Origin of the sequence: Streptomyces sp. NBC_01335, assembly GCF_035953295.1 — a bacterium.
Classification (GTDB): domain Bacteria; phylum Actinomycetota; class Actinomycetes; order Streptomycetales; family Streptomycetaceae; genus Streptomyces.
This window is the reverse complement of sequence record NZ_CP108370.1, coordinates 4,542,568-4,557,749: the sequence shown is the minus strand read 5'-3', so window position 1 is coordinate 4,557,749 and position 15,182 is coordinate 4,542,568. Positions and strand designations below refer to the sequence as shown.

The 15,182-nt window shown below is 71.6% G+C and carries 15 protein-coding genes; 9 read left to right on the top strand and 6 right to left on the bottom strand.

Going from position 1 to position 15,182, the window contains the following annotated elements; translation table 11 throughout:
- Position 1: 1 nt before the first annotated feature.
- The 3 genes from OG599_RS19630 to OG599_RS19620 form a co-directional block, all read right to left on the bottom strand.
- Positions 2–763 carry a cytochrome c biogenesis CcdA family protein gene (locus tag OG599_RS19630; protein WP_327177273.1) on the bottom strand — a complete coding sequence of 254 codons (762 nt, stop codon included), beginning with the start codon at positions 761–763 and terminating at the stop codon, positions 2–4.
- 4 nt (positions 764–767) lie between these two features.
- The gene (locus OG599_RS19625; RefSeq protein WP_327177272.1) at positions 768–1,379 is read right to left on the bottom strand and encodes a TlpA family protein disulfide reductase; all 612 of its coding nucleotides are present in this window, start codon (positions 1,377–1,379) and stop codon (positions 768–770) included.
- A gap of 67 nt (positions 1,380–1,446) precedes the next feature.
- On the bottom strand, positions 1,447–2,751 hold the full coding sequence (locus OG599_RS19620) for a hypothetical protein (RefSeq protein ID WP_327177271.1): 1,305 nt from the start codon (positions 2,749–2,751) through the stop codon (positions 1,447–1,449).
- A gap of 234 nt (positions 2,752–2,985) precedes the next feature.
- On the opposite strand from OG599_RS19620, the gene OG599_RS19615 reads away from it, so the two are divergent.
- The 3 genes from OG599_RS19615 to OG599_RS19605 all read left to right on the top strand — a co-directional run bounded on the left by OG599_RS19615 (position 2,986) and on the right by OG599_RS19605 (position 6,417).
- A complete protein-coding gene (locus OG599_RS19615) occupies positions 2,986–3,489 on the top strand; it encodes a MarR family winged helix-turn-helix transcriptional regulator (protein WP_442809463.1) in 504 nt (167 codons plus the stop codon).
- Between the two features lie 247 nt (positions 3,490–3,736).
- Positions 3,737–5,044, top strand: coding sequence for a PP2C family protein-serine/threonine phosphatase (locus OG599_RS19610; protein WP_442809462.1), 1,308 nt, complete (start codon positions 3,737–3,739; stop codon positions 5,042–5,044).
- 191 nt (positions 5,045–5,235) lie between these two features.
- The gene (locus tag OG599_RS19605) at positions 5,236–6,417 is read left to right on the top strand and encodes a PP2C family protein-serine/threonine phosphatase (protein ID WP_327177269.1); all 1,182 of its coding nucleotides are present in this window, start codon (positions 5,236–5,238) and stop codon (positions 6,415–6,417) included.
- Positions 6,418–6,505: 88 nt separating this feature from the next.
- Here OG599_RS19605 and OG599_RS19600 read toward each other — a convergent pair whose 3' ends face one another.
- Positions 6,506–7,198, bottom strand: a complete 693-nt coding sequence (locus OG599_RS19600; protein WP_327177268.1) for a histidine phosphatase family protein — start codon at positions 7,196–7,198, stop codon at positions 6,506–6,508.
- The gene (gene hemL / locus OG599_RS19595; protein ID WP_327177267.1) at positions 7,195–8,502 is read right to left on the bottom strand and encodes a glutamate-1-semialdehyde 2,1-aminomutase; all 1,308 of its coding nucleotides are present in this window, start codon (positions 8,500–8,502) and stop codon (positions 7,195–7,197) included. Before hemL ends, OG599_RS19600 begins: the two co-directional genes overlap by 4 nt.
- Positions 8,503–8,786: 284 nt before the next feature.
- On the opposite strand from hemL, the gene OG599_RS19590 reads away from it, so the two are divergent.
- The 4 genes from OG599_RS19590 (at position 8,787) to OG599_RS19575 (ending at position 11,640) form a co-directional block, all read left to right on the top strand.
- Positions 8,787–9,377: a hypothetical protein gene (locus tag OG599_RS19590; protein WP_327177266.1), complete on the top strand. Its 591-nt coding sequence runs from the start codon at positions 8,787–8,789 to the stop codon at positions 9,375–9,377.
- A gap of 275 nt (positions 9,378–9,652) precedes the next feature.
- Entirely contained in the window at positions 9,653–9,952 is a 300-nt protein-coding gene (locus tag OG599_RS19585; protein ID WP_327177265.1) for a hypothetical protein, read from the top strand.
- Between the two features lie 61 nt (positions 9,953–10,013).
- Entirely contained in the window at positions 10,014–10,781 is a 768-nt protein-coding gene (locus tag OG599_RS19580; protein ID WP_442809461.1) for a Mut7-C RNAse domain-containing protein, read from the top strand.
- A gap of 100 nt (positions 10,782–10,881) precedes the next feature.
- Positions 10,882–11,640 (top strand): SDR family oxidoreductase, encoded by a 759-nt coding sequence (locus OG599_RS19575; RefSeq protein WP_327177264.1) that lies wholly within the window; start codon positions 10,882–10,884, stop codon positions 11,638–11,640.
- Positions 11,641–11,690: 50 nt separating this feature from the next.
- Here OG599_RS19575 and OG599_RS19570 read toward each other — a convergent pair whose 3' ends face one another.
- Positions 11,691–12,884 carry an RtcB family protein gene (locus OG599_RS19570; protein WP_327177263.1) on the bottom strand — a complete coding sequence of 398 codons (1,194 nt, stop codon included), beginning with the start codon at positions 12,882–12,884 and terminating at the stop codon, positions 11,691–11,693.
- Between the two features lie 242 nt (positions 12,885–13,126).
- Here OG599_RS19570 and OG599_RS19565 point away from each other — a divergent pair, with 242 nt between their 5' ends.
- Positions 13,127–13,999 carry a DUF3558 domain-containing protein gene (locus OG599_RS19565; protein WP_327177262.1) on the top strand — a complete coding sequence of 291 codons (873 nt, stop codon included), beginning with the start codon at positions 13,127–13,129 and terminating at the stop codon, positions 13,997–13,999.
- A 238-nt stretch (positions 14,000–14,237) separates the two neighbouring features.
- Positions 14,238–15,179: a DUF3558 family protein gene (locus OG599_RS19560; protein WP_327177261.1), complete on the top strand. Its 942-nt coding sequence runs from the start codon at positions 14,238–14,240 to the stop codon at positions 15,177–15,179.
- Positions 15,180–15,182: the final 3 nt, after the last annotated feature.

Below are 15,182 nucleotides of genomic sequence, written 5' to 3'. Positions count from 1 at the left end.
CTCAGATCCCCACAGTGAAACCGTTGGACCAGCCCTGCACGTCCTGCATGAACGAGGCCCACAGCCCCGTCAGCAGCAGGATGCCGGTCGCGATCATCATGACGCCCCCGATGCGCATGACCCATGCGTAGTGGCGCTTGACCCAGCCGAATGCTCCCAGCGCCTTGCGGAAGGCGACGGCGGCGAGGACGAACGGGACACCGAGTCCCAGACAGTACGCGACGGTCAGAAGTGCCCCGCGCTCGGCGGTGCCCTGGTCGAAGGCGAGCATGGACACCGCGCTCAGCGTCGGGCCGAGGCAGGGGGTCCACCCGATGCCGAAAAGAGCGCCCAGCAGCGGGGCGCCCAGCAGTCCGGTGACCGGCCTGCGGTGGATGCGGAACTCGCGCTGGGTCATCCACGGCATGAGCCCCATGAAGAAGACGCCCATGAGGATCATCAGCACGCCGAGGACCCGCTGGAGGGCCTCGCTGTGTTCCTGGAGGTTGCCGCCGAAGTAGCCGAAGAGCGCGCCGCCCGAGACGAACACGGCGGTGAAGCCGAGGACGAAGAGGGAGGCGCCGCCGACGATCCGGCCCCGCCGGGCGTTCGCCAGGTCGGTGCCGCTGATGCCGGTGACGTAGCTCAGGTAGCCGGGGACCAGCGGGAGGACGCAGGGCGAGAAGAACGAGACGAGACCGCCGAGCAGCGCGATCGGCACGGCGGCCAGCAGCGCACCGTTGACGACCGTCTCGTTGTACGTGGCGGCGGCGAGGGCGGTCACCGGGTCACTTCTCCGCGATCAGCGGGTCGATCATCTTGTGCAGCTGTTCCGCGTCGAGCGCCTGGAGGGTGCGGGCGGCGATGCGCCCCTCGCGGTCGATGACCACGGTCGACGGGATGGTCTGCGGGTTCAGGGTGCCCTTGGGGAAGCGGAGGATGAGCTTGCCGACCGGGTCGTAGAGGCTGGGGTAGGTGATGTCCGCGTCCGCCTCGAAGTTCAGCGCGGCGTCCTTCTGGGTGTCGCGGGTGTTGATCCCGACGAACTGGACGCCCTGGCCGGCGGTCTCCTTGGAGACGGCGGCGAAGTGCTTCGCCTCCGCCCGGCAGGGGCCGCACCACGATCCCCAGACGTTGACGACGACGACCTTGCCCTTGTAGGCGGCGACGTCGAGCTTCTTGCCCTCCAGCGTGCTGCCTTCGAGCTCCGGGGCGGCCCGGCGGTCCTTCAGGGCCACGGTCGAGATACCGCCGTTGCCGGTGACGAAGTTGGTGTCACCGCCCCCGCCCGACTTGATGTCGTCCCCGCCGCAGGCGGACAGGGTCAGGGCACCGGCCACGACGGCGGTCGTGGCGGCGAGCAGGGTGAAGCGGCGTCGGGGTGCGCGGCCATGGCTCATGTGAAAAGTTTCGCATGGCAGATCCGGGGATCTTGGGCACCCCCCTCGGTGCCCGTAAAGCCCCTTGTCAGGCCCGCTTAAAGAAAGCGTTCCAGCCACCGGCGGGCGCCTGACCGACCTCGAGTGTACGGAGCTTCGCCAGAACTGCCGGGTCCTGGACGTCCAGCCAGTCCACGAACTGGCGGAACGAGACGAGCCGTACGTCCGACTGCCCGGCCACTTCCTTGATCACTTCCTCGACGGCGTCCATGTAGATACCGCCGTTCCACTCCTCGAAGTGATTCCCGATGAAGAAGGGGGCGCGATTCGACTCGTACGCCCTGCGGAATCCGGCGAGATAGGAACTGGCCGCCTGCTCACGCCATTCCGGATAGCGCGAGGGCATGCCCCGGGTCGAATTCTGCGACTGGTTGGCGAGGATGTTGTAGTCCATGGAGAGGACTTCGAAGGTGTGGCCGGGGAACGGGATTCCCTGGAGCGGGAGATCCCACACACCGAGCCGCTTCTCCGGCCACATCTGCACCCCGCCCGGCGAACTCGCGTCGTAGCGCCAGCCGAGCCTGCTCGCGGTCGGCAGCAGGTTCTCCTGGCCGAGGAGACAGGGGGTGCGTCCGCCGACGAGTTCCTTCCGGTAGTCGAAAGGCAGCGGTTCGACGCCCTCCCAGCCGCTGTTGGTGCGCCATTGCGTCACGAAGGAGACGGCCTGATTGATCTCGCTGTGCCACTGCGCGGGCGTCCAGTTCTCCACCGACCCTCCACCGGCGCAGAAATGGCCGTTGAAGTGGGTGCCGATCTCGTGGCCGTCGAGCCACGCCTCGCGCACGTACCGCAGCGTCTGTTTGACGTGGTCGTCGGTGAGGTAGCCGATGTCCGAGGCGCCGCGCGGATTGTTGGGCGGCTGGTAGAGCGATTTCTTCGACTCGGGCAGCAGATAGATGCCGGAGAGGAAGAAGGTCATCGCGGCGTCGTGTTCCCGGGCGAGTTCGAGAAAACGCGGGAAAAGGCCGTTGCCGACCTCGCCCGCCCCGTCCCAGGAAAAGATCACGAACTGCGGGGGCGTCTGGCCGGGTTCGAGCGGGACGGGCGCGTCGGGCTGTTTCGGCTGCTTTCCGGTGTCGGAGGTGGAACCGTCTCCGATCAGCCGCACACCGCTGTTCGCGGAGCCCTTGCCGTGCTCTTTCCCCCCGCCGGCGTGGGCGCCGTGGTCGGGAGCCGTACCGGCGGCGCCCCCGGAGCTCTTCCCGGGCCCGTGGTGCGCCCCACTCCCGGAACCGAGTGAGCCGCAGCCCGCGATTCCCGCGGCGGCTGCGGCTCCCAGGCCCGCTCCCAGCAGTCCCCTCCGGTTGATGTTGTTCGCATGTTCCTGGTTCACGTCCACGTCCCCATCGGCGGTCGTTTTGTCTCATGCCCATACAAACTGCCGATGGCTGAGATGAAAGGAGCGACGCGATGGTTCCTATGATTATCTGATTTTCACCACACGACCGGACCCTCACAGGGCCTCCACACCGGCTCCCCTTTCGCCGGACACCACCTACGCCTTTCGGCCGTCCGCCCGGGACCGCGCGGGCTGACAACGGCGCCACAGGGGTGGCACAGTGGAGCGATGTTCCCGCGCCGGCCGTCGTCCCCCCAAGAAGTGGCCCGTACCGCGTCCGAGGTGACGAATCTGCTCGCGGTCCTCTGGGGAAGAGCCCAGGCCAACACCCCCGCGGGTCCCACTTCCCCGTCCCAGCTGCGCGCGCTGCTGGCGATCGAGCGCCGGGAGGGCGGCAACATGCGGGCCCTGGGCGAGGCGCTGGGGTCGACCCCGCCCGCGACGAGCCGCCTCTGCGACCGACTGGAGGCGGCGGGCCTCGTCGAGCGGCGCCTGAGCCCGGCCAGCCGCCGGGAGATAGAGCTCTACCTCAGCCGGCCCGGCCGGGCGCTGCTGGAGGAGATCAGGGCCGGCCAGGTGCGGGAGGTGTCCCTGGTGCTCGCGGCGATGCAGCCCGAGGCGGCCGAAGCACTGCGCGAGGGGCTCGCCGCGTTCCGGGACGCGGCCGCCGAGGTCATCGACGGGGAGAGATACGAACCCGACGGACCCGCCTGGCTGGCCAACCCCGCCTGAGACCGCCCGGAACCACCTGGGACCACCCGGAGCCGCCGGGGGCCGCCCGCAGGAAGGCGACCGGGGAAACCCTCTCCCCGGCGTCACAGCGGGACAGGGAATGCACCGATTCACCCCGCACCGCCCCGACCAGGGATGTTTCCTTCCTGCAATTGTTGTCAGTGAACAACTATTACCTCTAGTCTCGTCGCGGTCGCATCGTGCGGTCCCATGGCCGCCGGTCCATGGTGAGAGGAGGCACAGCGCCTTGGGCACCCCGCCCCCCACCGTCCTCGCACCTCGTGACGGCAGTTCCTCCGAACCGTCGCGCACCGGCACCGCCGCGCCCCGTACCGCAGCCCTCCCCGCCGGCCGCACCGGCGAGGCCCCGGGCTTCGACCTGTGGAGCGGCGACGGGCCCAGCGTCCTGCTGATCGAGGACGACGCCGGGGACGCCCTGCTGGTCGAGGAGATGGTCGCCGACAGCGGTGTCGCCATCGACCTGTCCTGGGCGCGGACCCTCGCGGAGGCGCTCGACGCCCTCGACCGGGACACCCCCCAGTGCGTCCTGCTCGACCTCCACCTGCCCGACTCCCAGGGACTCGGCGCACTGGAGACGATCCTCTCCCGCTCGCCGGACACGGCCGTCGTCGTCCTGACCGGGCTCGCCCAGGAGGACTCCGGGCTCGCCGCGGTCTCCGGCGGCGCCCAGGACTACCTGATCAAGGGCCGCCTCGACGCCGAGCTCTTCGTACGGGCCATCCGCTACGCGATACAGCGCAAGCGCGCCGAGCGTGCCGCCGCCGACCTCCGGGAGAGCCGGATGCTGGCCGCGGAGAACAGCCGGGTCGAACGCGGCCTGCTGCCCACCCCGCTGCTCCTCGACGACACCGCCCAGGTCTGCTCCCGCTACCGGCCCGGCCGCGCGCAGACCCTGCTCGGCGGCGACTTCTACGACGTCGTGCAGACGCCCGACGGCACCACGCACGCGGTCGTCGGCGACGTCTCCGGCCACGGACCCGACGAGGCCGCCCTCGGGGTGTGCCTGCGGGTCGCGTGGCGCTCCTTCGTCCTCTCCGGCGCGCGCGGCCAGCGGCTGCTGGACCTCCTCGAACAGATGCTGGTCGCCGAGCGTTCCGGCCCCGAGATCTTCGCCACCCTCACCACGCTCAGCCGGGCGGTCGGCACGCCGCACGTGGAGGTCATGCGCGCCGGCCACCCGGGGCTCCTGGTGCGTCCGCCGGACGGCCCGGTCCGCCTGGAGGAGGTGCCGGGCGGCCCCGTGCTGGGCCTGCTGCCCGGCCGCGCGCACTGGCCGGTGACCGTACTGGAGGCGCCCCGGGGGACGCGGCTCGCGCTCTTCACCGACGGTCTCATCGAGGGCCGCACGGGCAAGGGGTACGAACGCCTCGGCGAGGAGGGCCTCGTGGAGATCGCGCGGGAGTACGCCCACCACCTCCCGGCCGACGACTTCGTGGACGCGGTCATCCAGCGGTGCGAGGACCTCGCCGCCGACAGCGGCGGACTCGCCGACGACGTGGCCGTACTCCACCTCGGCTGGACGGACACCGTGTGAGAGCGACGCCCGTACCGGCAGCGCTCCGCCCCGCCCGTACCCGCTGACGCGCCGGCGCCGGCCTTCGCTCCCCCGCTCCGCCGTCGGAGGGGCGCGGCGGGAAGGGCCCGGCACCGGCCCGTCGGACATCCCCTGGTCCCGTTACTCTGCTCGCCCCCGAGCAGCACTCTGGTGAAGAAAGCCGACCAACTGTGACGAACTACCTGGCCGTGGAACGCGCCCTGCGTACCGCCGCGCCGCACGCCCTGGTGGAGGCCGCGCGCGCCGCACTCGCCGAGCACTACGGCGCCACGGACATCGAGCTGCTGATGGCCGACTACAGCCTGACGGTGCTCCAGCCGGTCGACGCCCCGGCCCGCCCGGAGGGCCCGGTGCCGGTGAACGGCAGCCCGGAGGGCCGCGCCTTCGGCAGCCAGGCGCCGTACGAGCGCACCGCGCCGGGGCTGGACGACTCGATCGTGCTGCACCTGCCGGTGACCGTCCGGGGCGACCGCCTCGGCGTCCTCGACGTGACGCTCCCCCCGCACCGGCGCACGACCGGCGCCGTCCACGACCTCACCGAGATCGCCCAGCTCCTCGGCCACGAGATCATCGTCGCCGAGCGGGACACCGACCTCTATCTGCGGGCCCGCCGGGTCAACCGGCTGACCCTCGCCGCCGAGATGCAGTGGCAGCTGCTGCCCGCCCGGGCGTGTGCGCGGCCCGAGTACGCCATAGGCGCCCAGCTGGAACCGGCGTACGCCATCCACGGCGACAACTTCGACTGGTCCACCACCGCCGACACCCTCACCCTCACCGTCACCAACGGCATGGGCGAGGGCATCGAGGCCTCGCTCCTCACCAACCTCGCCGTGAACGCCCTGCGCAACGCCCGCCGGGCCGGCATCGGCATGGCGGACCAGGCGGCCCTCGCGGACCAGGCGCTGTACGCCCAGTACCGGGGCGCGTCCCACGTGTCGACGCTGCTGCTCACCTTCGAACTCGCCACCGGCAACGTCCAGGTGGTGGACGCCGGTTCGCCGCAGCTCTGGCGCCGACGCGGCAGGACCGTGGAACGCATCGACCTGGAGGCGCAGCTCCCGCTCGGCATGTTCGACGAGACCGCCTACGTCGCCCAGGAGTTCCAGGTGCTGCCGGGCGACCGGCTGGTCTTCGTCAGCGACGGCGTCTACGCGGCGCACAACCGTGCCGGAGAGCCGTACGGCGAAAGGGCGCTGACCCGGGCCATCCAGGCGGCCGGCCTGCTGCACGCCGCGTCCGTACCGAGGGCCATCCTCCTGGCCCTGGCCGAGCACCGCGACGCGGAGCCGGACGACGACGCCCTGGTCGTCTGCCTCGACTGGTTCGGCGCGAAGGGCGGCCCGGAGGGCTGACCGGCCCCGCCCCCGGAACGAACGATCCCGGGGGCGGGCCACCTGCCGTGGCCCGCCCCCGGGATCAGTGCTCTCCGTGCGTGCGTCCTCAGGCGCCGAACGCCTTCGACTTCCCCTTCACCGGCTTCGCCCCGGCGAGCAGGTGCGCGGGCACCAGGTCGCGGGCGGGCTCGGAGTAGCCGACCGAGACGATCTTGTCGCCCTGGTAGGTGAAGCTGGTCAGCGAGGCGAGGGTGCACTGCCGCTTGCGCGGGTCGTGCCAGAGCCGGCGGCGCTCCACGAAGCTGCGCACGATCCAGATCGGCAGCTGGTGGCTGACGCAGACCGCCTCGTGGCCCCGGGCCGCGTCGCGCGCGGCGTCCAGGGCACCCATCATCCGTACGACCTGCTCGATGTACGGCTCGCCCCAGGAGGGCTTGAACGGGTTGGTGAGGTGCTTCCAGTTGTCCGGGTTGCGCAGCGCGCCGTCGCCGACGCCGAAGGTCTTGCCCTCGAAGACGTTGGCGGCCTCGATCAGCCGGGCGTCGGTGGCGAGGTCGAGCCCGTGCGCCTTGGCGATCGGGGTCGCGGTCTCCTGGGCGCGCTCCAGCGGGGAGGCGACGACGTGGCGGATGTCGCGCTGCTCCAGGTGCTCGGCGACCCGGTCGGCCATCTTCCGGCCCAGCTCGGAGAGGTGGTACCCGGGCTTGCGCCCGTAGAGCACGCCCTCCGGGTTGTGCACCTCGCCGTGGCGCATCAGGTGGACGACGGTGATGTCCTGGGCGGAACCGTTCTCGCTCATGCGGTGGCCTCCGAGGCGGCGCGGGCGGCGGCGGGCAGGGCGTCGGCGATGCGCTCGACGGCCCGGGAGTCGTGGGCGGTGGAGACGAACCAGGACTCGAACGCCGAGGGCGGCAGGTAGACGCCCTGGGACAGCATCGAGTGGAAGAAGGCGGTGTAGCGGAACGCCTCCTGCTTCTTCGCGTCGGCGTAGTTCCGGACCGGCCCGTCGGTGAAGAACACGGAGAACATGTTGCTCGCCGTGGACACGTGGTGCGCCACGCCCTCCTTGCTGAGCGCGCCGCTGACCAGGCCCTGGAGCTCGGCGGAGACCGCGTCGACCTTCGCGTACGCGGCGTCGTCGAGCAGCCGCAGCTGCGCGAGGCCCGCGGCGGTGGCGATCGGGTTCCCGGAGAGGGTGCCCGCCTGGTAGACCGGGCCGGCCGGGGCGAGGTACGCCATGACGTCGGCGCGGCCGCCGAAGGCCGCGGCCGGGAAGCCTCCGCCCATGACCTTGCCGAAGGTCATCAGGTCGGGGCGGACGCCGTCGATGCCGTACCAGCCGGCCTTCGAGGTGCGGAAGCCGGTCATGACCTCGTCGGAGATGAACAGCGCGCCCTCGGCGGCGCACAGTTCCTTGAGCCCCGCGTTGAAGCCGTCCACCGGCCGGACGACGCCCATGTTGCCCGCGGCGGCCTCGGTGATCACGCAGGCGATCTCGCCGGGGTGCGCGGCGAAGGCGGCGCGTACGGCCTCCAGGTCGTTGTACGGCAGCACCAGGGTGTCCCCGGCCTGCGCGCCGGTCACCCCGGGGGTGTCGGGCAGCGCGAAGGTGGCGACGCCGGAGCCTGCGGCGGCCAGCAGCGCGTCGACGTGACCGTGGTAGCAGCCGGCGAACTTCACGACCTTGGCCCGGCCGGTGAAGCCGCGCGCCAGCCGGATCGCGGACATGGTCGCCTCGGTGCCGGACGAGACCAGGCGCACCTGCTCGACGGGCTCGACGCGGGCCACCATCGCCTCGGCGAGCGCGACCTCACCCTCACCCGGCGTGCCGAAGGAGGTGCCCCGGGCGACCGCCGCCTGGACGGCGCCGATGACCTCGGGGTGGGCGTGGCCGAGAATCATCGGCCCCCACGAGCAGACGAGGTCGACGTACTCGCGACCGTCGGCGTCCGTGAGGTACGGACCGGTGCCGGACACCATGAACCGGGGCGTACCGCCTACGGCGTTGAAAGCGCGCACCGGTGAGTTCACGCCACCGGGCGTCACGACGGACGCGCGGTCGAAGAGCGACTGTGAAACTGGGGCTTCGTATGAATACGCCACTTTGGTCCTGATCTGCGATTCGGGGGGTCGGAGGGCTGGTGGGGACATCGCGGCCACCGGTGAGCAAGGAGCGCGCACTCCTCGTATCACGAAAGGGCGTCAGCCCCCTCGCGTCTGCGAAACTGGGGCGTCATGGGGAAAGCTCACACATGCCATGGTGTCAGAGGCGCGCGCGGACTCGCGGGCAGGTGTTTCGCCGCACGCCTGGTGGGGAGGTCACTGACACGATGATCGGGTTGCGCGGTGGGGCTGTGTCTCCTAAGAAGTAGTCGGGTGGATGAAATATGCATCGCGGTGGCGGAGTGGGCGAAGGCACCGACGGCCCGGGGCCCGAGCCTGCCCGGCGTGGGCGTCACCGGCGTGATGCTGAACGCGTACAGGGCAGCAGACCGGCACCGGATGCCGGCAGCGGTCCCGGGATCAGGAGCGGTGGCCGGGTGGGGGTGACCTACAAGTATTTCGGCGCCCCGGACGGGGCGACCGCCGCACGCGTGCCCATCTCGATGCGCCCGGAGGAGCTGGGCGGCGACGAGCTGGGCATGGGCGGCATGTTCACCAAGATCAAGCCGGAGACGGTGGCCGCCATGGTCCTCACCGGTATACAGGGGATCCCGCTGCACCAGGTCCCGCCGCTGGAGCTCGTCGTCCTCCACCCCGACTACGCCGTGGTGAAGCTGCCGATGACCGTGGTCGACCCCCTGCGTGACGTGGGCGAGGAGACGGTGGGCGCGGCGGCCTTCATATGGTCGACCGTCCCCGACCGGGGCGGCCCGCGCGACGCCTTCAACGTCTACCGCCTCCTCCACGAGTGGCAGGACTTCTCCGTCCGCCTGCACGACGCGGGCCACCAGGCGTACTGCCTGGTGTGGCCCTGACGCACGAGACGCACGCACGAGACGCACGAGACAGACCCACGCGACGCACGAGGCGCACCGGCCGCCGGACGCACGCACGCGACGCACCGGACGCGCCGAACGGCCTGCCGGACGCACGCGACGCCCACGCGCACGCCGGGGTGCACCGGAGCGCGGCTGCGCACCACGCGCATCCATCAGTAGTCATCCGGCCATTCATTGGCCGAAGAACGATCTCCAGTCGGGCCCCGGAACCTGCCGACACAAGAGGGACATCCGCTGAAGGAGGTCCCGCCGTGGGCGATGCGCTGCCGATCCTGTCCGTCCCCGCCGTGGTCCTCGCGAGTGGCGCGTACGCCGTGGGCGCGAGCTGGTGGCGCCGCCGCCACCCGGCCCCGCCCCCCTCCCCGTACACCCGCCAGGCGCTCCGGCTCGCCGAGGAGCGGACGCTGGTCACGGCGGAGGAGATCCTCGCCGACGCGTACGCCGCGTTCGGGCCGCTCTACACCCCGTCCACCGCGAACGCGGACACCCACGAGGCCGGCCCCGGCGCACGGGCCACCGCCCACAGCTCCGACTCGGCCCCGCAGGTCTGACGGCGGCGCCCCGCCCGCAAACGCCTCGCTCCACCGCCCTCCCCGGTGACATCCTGGGCGCGTGACCAAGCCCTCCGCGCCCGGGCCTTCCGTGGCCAAGCAGCAGATCACCGTCGAAGTCGCCTCCGAGCTGCGGCTGTTCGTCGCGCACGAGCGGCGGCAGGGGGTGACCGCGCTGGTGACGGACGGGGTGTCGACCCTCGGGCACGTCGTGGAGTCGCTCGGCGTGCCGCTCACCGAGGCGGGGGCGCTGCTGGTGGACGGGGTGGTGGTGCCGGTGTCGCACGTCCCGCGGTCCGGGGAGCACCTGGTCGTACGCCCGGTGGAGCGTCCGCAGCGGGTGCCGGGGGCGCCGTTGCGGTTCCTGCTGGACGTGCATCTGGGCACGCTGGCCCGGCGGTTGCGGCTGCTCGGGGTCGACGCGGCGTACGAGAGCGAGGACATCGGCGACCCCGCGCTGGCGGCGCTCTCCGCGCGCGAGCGGCGGGTGATGCTCTCGCGGGACCGGGGGCTGCTGCGGAGGCGGGAGCTCTGGGCGGGGGCGTACGTGTACAGCGACCGGCCCGAGGAGCAGCTCCGGGACGTGCTGGGGCGCTTCGCGCCGGTCCTGGTGCCGTGGTCGCGCTGCACCGCGTGCAACGGGCCGCTGCGGGAGGCCGACAAGGACGCGGTGGCCGACCGGCTGGAGCACGGTACGCAGGCGGCGTACGACGTGTTCGCGCAGTGCACGGTGTGCGAGCGGGTGTACTGGCGGGGCGCGCACCACGGGCATCTGGAGGCGGTGGTCGCGGACGCGGTGCGCGAGTTCGGCGGGCCGCACGCCGCCTGAGGGCCCGGGGCCGTTGGCCCCTGCCTGATCCAGCCGAAAGCCCGAGGTCCGCGTCTGCCTATCCTGGCCGGGTACCGGTCACCTGTCCGAGGAGTTCGTCATGGCCGCCACCCCCATCGCCGTCATCACCGGTGCGAGCAGCGGCATCGGTGCCGCGACCGCCCGCCGGCTCGCCGCCGAGGGCTACCGCGTGGTGCTCACCGCCCGCCGCAAGGACCGCATCGAGGCGCTGGCCGAGGAGATCAACGCGGCGGGCCACCAGGCGGCCGCGTACGCCCTGGACGTGACCGACCGCGCGGCGGTCGACGAGTTCGCCACCGCGTTCCGCTCGCTCGCGGTGCTCGTGAACAACGCGGGTGGCGCGCTCGGCGCGGACCCGGTGGCCACCGGGGACCCGGCGGACTGGCGCCAGATGTTCGAGACGAACGTCCTCGGCACCCTCAACATCACCCAGGCCCTGCTGCCGGCCCTCACGGCGAGCGGCGACGGCACGGTCGTGGTGCTGACCTCGACGGCGGGCCACGGGACGTACGAGGGCGGCGCGGGCTACGTCGCGGCCAAGCACGGCGAGCACGTGCTCGCCGAGACGCTGCGGCTGGAGATCGTCGGGACGCCGGTCCGGGTCATCGAGATCGCGCCCGGCATGGTGAAGACCGAGGAGTTCGCCACCAACCGGTTCCGGGGCGACGAGGAGAAGGCCGCCAAGGTGTACGCGGGCGTCGACGCGCCGCTGACCGCCGAGGACGTGGCCGACACCGTCGGCTGGGCCGTGACGCGTCCGAGCCACGTCAACATCGACCTCCTCGTCGTCCGCCCGCGCGCCCAGGCGTCCAACTACAAGGTCCACCGCACGCTCTGAGCGGCGGCGCGCCCACGGGCCGGGCCAGGCCTGTGGGCGCGTTCCCCCTCTCAGCCCTTCACGCAGACCAGCTGCTTCAGCTTGGCGACGACCTCCACCAGGTCCCGCTGCTGGTCGATGACCTTTTCGATCGGCTTGTACGCGCCGGGGATCTCGTCCACCACGCCGGAGTCCTTGCGGCACTCGACGCCGCGCGTCTGCTCCTCCAGGTCCTTGGTGGTGAACCGGCGCTTGGCGGCCATCCGGCTCATCCGCCGGCCGGCGCCGTGCGAGGCGGAGTTGAAGGACTTCTCGTTGCCGAGGCCCTTCACGATGTACGAGCCGGTGCCCATGGACCCGGGGATGATCCCGTACTCGCCGGAGCCCGCCCGGATCGCGCCCTTCCGGGTGACCAGCAGGTCCATGCCGTCGTACCGCTCCTCCGACACGTAGTTGTGGTGGCAGGAGATGACCGGCTCGAAGGTGACCTTCGCCTTCCGGAACTCCTTGCGGACCACGTCCTGGAAGAGCCCCATCATGACGGCGCGGTTGAACTTGGCGTACTCCTGCGCCCAGAACAGGTCGTTGCGGTAGGCGGCCATCTGCGGGGTGTCCGCGACGAAGACCGCGAGGTCGCGGTCGACCAGGCCCTGGTTGTGCGGGAGGCTCTGGGCGATGCCGATGTGGTGGTCGGCCAGTTCGTTGCCGATGTTGCGCGACCCGGAGTGCAGCATCAGCCAGACCGAGCCCGCCTCGTCGAGGCAGAACTCGATGAAGTGGTTGCCGCCGCCGAGCGTGCCCATCTGCCGCACCGCCCGCTGCTGGCGGAACTTCACCTCCTCGGCGATCCCGCCGAACCGGCTCCAGAAGTCGTCCCAGCCCGCCGCTCCGGCCCCGGGCAGTCCGGCCGGGTCCACCAGCTCCTCGTGCATCCCGCGCCCGACCGGGATGGCCTCCTCGATGCGGGAGCGCAGCCGGGAGAGGTCGCCGGGCAGGTCGTTCGCGGTGAGGGAGGTCCTGACGGCGGACATGCCGCAGCCGATGTCCACGCCGACGGCGGCGGGGCAGACCGCGCCGTGCATGGCGATCACCGAGCCGACCGTCGCCCCCTTCCCGAAGTGGACGTCGGGCATCACGGCGAGGCCCTTGATCCACGGCAGGGTCGCGACGTTGCGCAGCTGCTGCATCGCGACGTCCTCGACCGACGCGGGGTCGGTCCACATCCGGATCGGTACCTGCGCTCCCGGCATCTCCACGTACGACATGAACCCTCGATTTCCCCCGACAAGAACCTGGCAGGACGGACAGCACAACGGACAACAGGACAGACAGCTGAAGAGGCCCCAAAGGGCCCAAAAGACTTAAAGCGCAAAACCGGTGCCAAGGTCGGCAAACATCTCGGCCGACCGGCATTCACAGCCGCACGTGCGATACACATTGTGTCCATCGGCCGCCGTCGCGCGGCAACTCGTTTTCGTACCGAAGGGGGCCTGGGACCTTGCGACCCATGGCGTACGTTCCCGGCATCGCGCTTCTCGCGGCGCTCGTCGCCGGCTGCACCGGGGGCTCGGGCACCGAGGACGCCACCGCCGACGCGAAGCCCGGCACCCCTGCCGTCTCCGTCGCGCCTCCCGGCAAGTACCAGACCCTGCCGGAAGCCTGTCGATCCGTGAGCATGAACACGCTCAAGCAGCTCCTGCCGGGCGTGGCGGACCTCCCGGAGGACCAGCGGGAGAGGGCGTACGAGGGCCGGGCGTCGGTCACGTACGACACCGACCGCAAGGTGGGCTGCACCTGGCAGGCCCGCGACGCGGACTCGACCCGCACCCTGGTGGTCGACTTCGAGCGGGTCGTCTCCTACGACACCTCGGTGAGCGACGAGGACAGCGCCGCCGTCGTGTACGGGAAGAAGGCGGAGGCGGCCGGACTGCCCGCACCCTCCGTCACGCCCTCCTCTTCGGCGGACCCTTCGGTGGACCCCTCCGCGGACCCCTCCACCGGGGCCTCGGCGGACCCCTCGGCGGCCCCGACCGCGTCGGACGGGGGCGGGGTGGCGCCGCAGGGCTCCACCTCCCCGACGACGACCGCGTCACCGACCCCGAACGGGGACGGCAGCGGCGGCGATGACGCCTCCGACGAACTCGCGCCCCGGGCGCTGGACAACATCGGAAATGCCGCGTTCCTGGACGATTCGCTCGAAAGCGGAGGTTCCGCTGCGCAGCGTCGCACCGTCAGCGTGGTCTTCCGCACATCGAACGTGGTCGTGACTGTCCGGTACGCCGAGCAGGCCGCCGACGCCGACGACGTGCCCGAGAGTGCGGAACTCCAGGAGAAGGCCCAGTCACTGGCCCACGGACTGGACGAGAGCATCAACGAATAGACCGCCTCCACGGGCGCCGGCGGGACCCTCACCGGACCCGTCGCGGGTCGCCGCCGTGGCCGCGCGGGTTCCGCGGCCGTCGTACGGTGGCTCCTCGGAACACGCACCCGCACCACCGCCCGCCCGCACACCGACCGCCGCACGGCGCCCGTCCGGAAGCCGAGCACGAACGCCCGCACGGCTGACCGCCGGCACGACCGCCCGAGCGCGATCGCCGTCCCGTCCGAGTGAAGGAACCATGCACCGATCAGCCCCGCGACTGTCCCGCATACTCCTCTGCGCCGCCGTCCCGGTGATGCTCGTCGCCGCCGGCTGCTCGTCGGACTCCGGCGACGACGCGAAGGAGAAGAGCTCCGGCTCCACCGCCTCCGGCTCGTCGAGCGCCGCCGCCTCCGCCTCCCCGACCCCCACCGTGGAGCCGGCGAAGTTCGCCGGGCTGCCCGACCCGTGCAAGGCGCTCTCCGCGAAGACGGTCAAGAAGCTCGTCCCGTCCGCGAAGAAGGCCGGCGGCACCGTGGGCAAGTCCTCCGACGACGACGCCCGGGGCAGCTGCTCCTGGAACGGCCTGGACGACAAGGGCGTCAAGGGCTCCGTCTACCACTGGCTGGACATCGGCTTCGTCCGGTACGAATCCGACGAGGCCCTCGGCAGCGGCGCCGACCGGGCGACCACCGACTTCACCAAGTCGGTCACCAAGGCGCAGGCCGTCGACGGCGCCAAGAAGCTCGCGACCGCGCCCGTCTCCGGCATCGGCGACCAGGCGACCGCGATCACGTACACCCTGAACAAGACGAGCGAGGACTTCTCCTACGCCGCGATCGTCGTGCGCACGGCCAACGTCGTCGTCTCGGTGAACTACAACGGCACCGGCTACGCGGGCGCCAAGGCCCCGTCCGCCGCGGACATCCTGGCGGGCGCGCAGACCGCGGCGAAGGAGGCGGTGGCGGCCGTCGGCGGTGCGGGCGGCACCACCACGACCGATTCGTCGAGCCCGAGCGCCACCACCGGCTCCAGCCCGAAGACGAGCAGCAGCAAGAGCACCGGCGGCGCGAGCGACAGCCCGAAGACGAGCAGCAGCAAGAGCGCCGCCTCGGACTCCGGTTCCGACTCGGATTCGGACTCGGACTCGGACTCGGGCGCCACCGCGAAGGCGACGCCCAAGGCGACGAAGAAGTCCTAGGTG